Source organism: Nocardiopsis salina YIM 90010 (genome assembly GCF_000341025.1).
Lineage (GTDB): Bacteria > Actinomycetota > Actinomycetes > Streptosporangiales > Streptosporangiaceae > Nocardiopsis > Nocardiopsis salina.
Genome location: NZ_ANBF01000173.1, coordinates 1 through 5,224 on the forward strand (window position 1 = coordinate 1; position 5,224 = coordinate 5,224).

Below are 5,224 nucleotides of genomic sequence, written 5' to 3' on the forward strand. Positions count from 1 at the left end.
CTCGGCGAAGGTGGCCTCGACAACGAGGATTGGGGAACCGGGGAAGTAGGCCTCGCCCTCGCCGTAGCCCCAGATGTCGCCGCTGAAGCGGAAGCGGGCCAGCCAGTCGAGAGTGCGCTCGTCCACCACCCCGTGGTCGGACAGGAAGTCGAGCTCGGCGCTGCCGAAGCGGAACCGCTCCAGGAGGTCCAGGAACCGCCCGGTCCCGGCCACGACGCCGTACCTGCGGCCCTCGGGGAGGCGCCGCGCGAACATCTCGAAGACCGACCGGCGCTCGGCGGCCCCGCTGTGCAGGGCACCCTGGAGCATGGTCAGTTCGTAGTGGTCGGTGAGCAGCGCGCTGCTGCTGTCCTCGCTCATGGGTTCGAGCCTAAAGGTACGGGCCCCCGCGGCGCGCCACACGGTCCGGAGGGGGCCGGGGCGGTGCCGGGGGCGCGGTCTGTGCGCTGGCCAGGACGTGTGATCCACATCAATACCCACCAGGTAGGTAGGTATTTTCTTTTCGGTACTCTTGGGGTCATGCTGAGGATTGACCGCTCGATCTACGACCAGATCGTCGACCACGCGCGCCGCGACCACCCCGACGAGGCCTGCGGTGTCGTCGCCGGGCCCGACGGCTCCGACCGCCCCGAACGGTTCATCGAGATGATCAACGCCGAGCGGTCCCCCACCTTCTACCGCTTCGACTCCAAGGAGCAGCTCAAGGTGTGGCGGGAGATGGACGACCGCGACGAGGAACCCGTCGTGATCTACCACTCCCACACCGCGACCGAGGCCTACCCGTCGCGCACCGACATCTCCTACGCCTCGGAGCCGAACGCGCACTACGTGCTCGTCTCCACGCGCGAGGCCGACCCCGTCGAGTTCCGCTCGTACCGGATCGTCGACGGAGAGGTCACCGAGGAGCCCGTGGAGATCACCGGCGTCGCCGAGTGACCCGCAGACACCGGCCTCCCGCCCGGAATGGGACGGAGGCGTCCCCTGTTGAGTATGAACGCACGACCACGACCGTTTACGGAGACACCTTCATGGCCATCGAGGTCCGCATTCCCACCATCCTGCGCAACCTGACCGGCGACGCCAAGGTCGTCGAGGGGCAGGGCTCCAACCTCGGCGAGCTCTTCGACGACCTGGAGAACCGCCACCCCGGGATCCAGGAGCGCCTGGTGCAGGACGGCAAGCTCCGCCGTTTCATCAACGTCTACCTCAACGACGAGGACGTGCGTTTCGTCGGTGGGCTGCAGTCCGAGCTCTCCGACGGCGACAGCGTCACGATCCTGCCGGCCGTGGCCGGCGGCAGGCGNCCCTGCTCGACTCCCTCGGGGGCACGCCCCTGGTCGGCCTGCCCAGCCTGTCCCCTTCGCCGGAGGTCCGGCTGTGGGCGAAGCTGGAGGACCGCAATCCGACCGGCTCGATCAAGGACCGCGCCGCGTTCTACATGATCGAACAGGCCGAGAAGGACGGTCTGCTGTCCCCGGGGTGCACGATCCTGGAGCCGACGTCGGGGAACACCGGCATCTCCTTGGCCATGGTCGCCAAGCTGCGCGGCTACCGCATGGTCTGTGTGATGCCGGAGAACACCTCGGAGGAGCGCAAGCAGCTCCTCGCCATGTGGGGCGCCGAGGTCCACTTCTCCGACGCCGCCGGGGGGTCCAACGAGGCCGTCCGCGTCGCCAAGGAGATGGCCGCCGAGAACCCCGACTGGGTGATGCTGTACCAGTACGGCAACCCGGCCAACGCCCAGGCGCACTACGAGACCACCGGTCCCGAACTGCTCCAGGACCTGCCGGAGATCACCCACTTCGTCGCCGGGCTCGGTACCACCGGCACCCTCATGGGTGTGGGTCGCTACCTGCGTGAACAGCGTCCGAACGTGCAGATCGTCGCGGCCGAGCCCCGTTATGGCGAGCTCGTCTACGGCCTGCGCAACCTCGACGAGGGGTTCGTCCCCGAGCTCTACGACGAGTCGGCGCTCACCACCCGTTTCTCCGTCCCGTCCGAGGCCGCGCTCAAGAGGACGAGGCAACTGCTGGACCACGAGGGCATCTTCGCGGGGATCTCGACCGGCGGTTCTCTGCACGCGGCCATGGCCATGGCCCGCAAGGCGGAGCGTGCCGGCGAGAGCGCCGACATCGCGTTCGTCATCGCCGACGCCGGGTGGAAGTACCTGTCCACCGGCGCCTACGAGGGTTCGCTGGAAGAGGCCGAGGAACGTCTCGACGGGCAGCTCTGGGCCTGAACCGACCCGGACGCAGCCGTACACACACGAGGCCGGTACCTTGCGGGGTGCCGGCCTCGTTCGTTGTCCTGAACCTCCCTCGACGAACCGGTCGAATGTGGACGAATCGTGTGAGAATTTGGGACGTGATGCTCCACTCCTGAGATGCGGCACACATTTTGTACCACCCGGCGGGGCATTGGGGTACACCCGTAACAACGGGACATCCGCAGAACCTGCCGCCATCCGCACCCTCTCCACGGGACTCGAACCGGGGGGGAGGGGGCGCCGGACCCCGCGGCCCCATCGAAAAGGCGACGACGACGTGCGACTCACCATCATCGGGTCCTCCGGGAGCTTCCCCGGTCCCGACAGCCCGGCCTCCTGCTACCTCGTCGAGGCGGCGGGGTACAGACTCCTGCTCGACATGGGCAACGGGTCGCTCGGGGCACTCCAGCGCCACGCCGACATCTACTCGGTCGACGCCGTCTACCTCAGCCACCTGCACGCGGATCACTGCTTCGACCTGTGCTCGTACTGGGTTGCGCGCATGTTCCACCCGGGCGGCACCAAACGCAGGATCCCCGTCTACGGCCCCGCCGGGGTCGCCGACCGCGTGGCCGAGGCGTACGGGCTGGAGACGGACCCCGGCATGACCGAGGTCTTCGACTTCCGAGAACTCAGCGAGGGCATCCTCGACATCGGCCCCTTCTCCGCACGGATCGCCGAGGTCAACCACCCGGTCGAGGCCTACGGCATCCGCCTGGAGCACGGCGGCCGGACTCTCACCTACTCCGGTGACACCGGCGTGTGCGACGCCCTGGTCGGCCTGGCCGAGGACACCGACCTGTTCCTGTGCGAATCGGCCTTCCACGACCACCTCGAACACCCCAAGGACATGCACTTGACGGGGAGCGAGGCCGGAGACCATGCCACCCGTGCCCGCGCACGCCACCTGCTGCTCACCCACTTGGTGCCGTGGAACGATGACGAGGTCACCCTCGGTGAGGCGCGTTCCACCTACGGCGGACCCATCGACCTGGCCCGGAGCGGGCAGGTCTACGAGGTCGGCTGAGACTGGGGAACGCGTGCCCCGGCGGAGTGGCGTGTCTCCCACCGGGCGTGAGAGTTCCGAACTCCCGCGCCCCGTGGGGGAGTCCGGATATACGCTCGGAACCATGGCTCGACCTGACGGACGCGTTCCGACCCAACTCCGCCCCGTGAACATCACCCGCAACTGGCTGCGCCAAGCGGAGGGCTCGGCCCTCATCGAGTTCGGCGACACCCGCGTGCTGTGCGCCGCGACCGTCGAGGACGGTGTCCCGCGCTGGCGCCGAGGTACCGGCGAGGGGTGGGTGACCGCGGAGTACGCGATGCTGCCGCGCTCCACCGACACCCGCGGTGCCCGTGAGTCGGTGCGCGGCAAGATCGGGGGGCGTACCCACGAGATCTCCCGCCTCATCGGCCGTTCCCTGCGCGCTGTCGTCGACTTCAAGGCGATGGGCGAGCACACCATCACCCTGGACTGCGACGTCCTGCAGGCCGACGGCGGTACCCGCACCGCGGCGATCACCGGGGCCTACGTGGCCCTGGCAGACGCGACGAAGTGGCTGCGCAAGCGCCGCAACCTCAAGAACAACCCGCTGGCCGGCTCGCTTTCGGCAGTGAGTGTGGGTGTGGTCCAGGGCCAGCCCCGTCTGGACCTCAACTACCTCGAGGATTCCGTCGCCGACACCGACATGAACGTCGTGATGAACGGTGACGGCTCCTTCATCGAGATCCAGGGCACCGCCGAGGGTGCGGTCTTCGACCGGGAACTGCTCGACAAGCTCCTCGACCTGGCCACCGACGGTTGCTCGGAGCTCACCACGATCCAGAAGAAGGCGCTGTCGGAGTGAGTACGTCGACCGTGACGGGCACCCGGATCGGCGGAGTGCCCGGGGGAGGGGGACCGGTGAAGATCGTACTGGCCACGCGCAACCCCAAGAAGGTGCCGGAGGTCCGCTCGATCCTCGAGGAGTCGGGGGTCTCCGCCGAGGTGCTCGCACTCGACGCGTTCCCCGAAGCACCCGAGGTACCCGAGACCGAACCGAACTTCATCGGCAACGCCCTGCTCAAGGCCCGGGCGATCGCAGAGCACACCCAGCTGCCGGCGATCGCCGACGACTCCGGCCTGAGTGTGGACGAGCTCCAGGGCATGCCCGGAGTGCTCTCCGCACGATGGGCCGGCCGGTTCGGTGCGGGAGACCAGGACCGGGCCAACCTCGACCTGGTGCTGGACCAGCTCGCCGACACTCCGCCCGAGCGCAGGGGCGGCCAGTTCGTGTGCGCGGCCGTGCTCGTGATGCCGGACGGGACCGAAATGGTGGCCGAGGGTGTGCTGCGAGGCCGCCTGCTGCGCGAGCGGCGCGGTGAGAACGGCTTCGGTTACGACCCCGTGTTCGTCCCGGACGGCCACACGGTCACGGCCGCTGAGATGACCCCCGAGGACAAGAACGCGATCAGTCACCGGGGCATCGCATTCCGGAGGCTGGCGAGCGAACTGGCCGCACTCGCCTGATCGCATCGGTGGTTGCAGGCAACTTCCGGTGGCGGTCGTCCCGAGCAGGGGCGGCCGCCACCAGTGCATGCGAAGCAGTATCCGGTCCGGCCCACGGCAAATCTGACCAAAATCGGAGCGTCGTGTTTGCGCGCCGAACGTGCGGGGGAGGACCACTGATGTCTGACAAGCAGAACCAGACGAGCCACGAGGCCCGGTGTCGGGCCGCGTGAGAGCACGGCGTCCGGCGCCGGCCCCGACCGAGCCCGCCAAGCCCGAGCAGCAGGCGTTAAGGCCCATCGGCTCGGGCGAGTTTGACGTCGCTGCTGACGGTACCTACACTCGATCGAGTCGCTGTGGTTCGGCGAGCTGCCTTAGGGGCCGTTCCGCACCACACCATCGACCATCTCCTCGCTCCGACGGTTCGAGCACTGCTTCGGGCCGTGTAGGGTTGAGAAACCGCTTCG

5 protein-coding genes and 2 pseudogenes are annotated in these 5,224 nt (G+C 68.4%); 6 read left to right on the forward strand and 1 reads right to left on the reverse strand.

Annotated elements, in window-relative coordinates; all coding sequences use genetic code 11:
• Positions 1 to 360 (reverse strand): annotated as a pseudogene (locus tag D474_RS29390) (nicotinate phosphoribosyltransferase); the annotation flags it as partial.
• A gap of 159 nt (positions 361 to 519) precedes the next feature.
• Here D474_RS29390 and D474_RS0119735 point away from each other — a divergent pair.
• From D474_RS0119735 to rdgB, 6 genes and pseudogenes are all read left to right on the forward strand, one after another.
• Entirely contained in the window at positions 520 to 936 is a 417-nt protein-coding gene (locus tag D474_RS0119735; RefSeq protein ID WP_017615231.1) for a Mov34/MPN/PAD-1 family protein, read from the forward strand.
• A 92-nt stretch (positions 937 to 1,028) separates the two neighbouring features.
• A pseudogene (locus D474_RS29395) lies at positions 1,029 to 1,303 on the forward strand (MoaD/ThiS family protein); the annotation flags it as partial.
• Positions 1,304 to 1,306: 3 nt separating this feature from the next.
• Positions 1,307 to 2,239: a PLP-dependent cysteine synthase family protein gene (locus D474_RS0119745; protein ID WP_026118640.1), complete on the forward strand. Its 933-nt coding sequence runs from the start codon at positions 1,307 to 1,309 to the stop codon at positions 2,237 to 2,239.
• Positions 2,240 to 2,543: 304 nt separating this feature from the next.
• Positions 2,544 to 3,293, forward strand: coding sequence for an MBL fold metallo-hydrolase (locus D474_RS0119750; protein WP_017615234.1), 750 nt, complete (start codon positions 2,544 to 2,546; stop codon positions 3,291 to 3,293).
• A 103-nt stretch (positions 3,294 to 3,396) separates the two neighbouring features.
• Positions 3,397 to 4,116: a ribonuclease PH gene (gene rph / locus D474_RS0119755; protein ID WP_083931882.1), complete on the forward strand. Its 720-nt coding sequence runs from the start codon at positions 3,397 to 3,399 to the stop codon at positions 4,114 to 4,116.
• Positions 4,117 to 4,172: 56 nt separating this feature from the next.
• A complete protein-coding gene (gene rdgB, locus D474_RS0119760) occupies positions 4,173 to 4,778 on the forward strand; it encodes an RdgB/HAM1 family non-canonical purine NTP pyrophosphatase (RefSeq protein ID WP_017615236.1) in 606 nt (201 codons plus the stop codon).
• Positions 4,779 to 5,224 lie beyond the last annotated feature (446 nt).

What these genes read in the sequence shown, in the direction of transcription:
- D474_RS0119735 (WP_017615231.1), top strand. Translation starts at nt 520, where the DNA reads ATGCTGAGGATTGACCGCTCGATCTACGACCAGATCGTCGACCACGCG.
- rph (WP_083931882.1), top strand. Translation starts at nt 3,397, where the DNA reads ATGGCTCGACCTGACGGACGCGTTCCGACCCAACTCCGCCCCGTGAAC.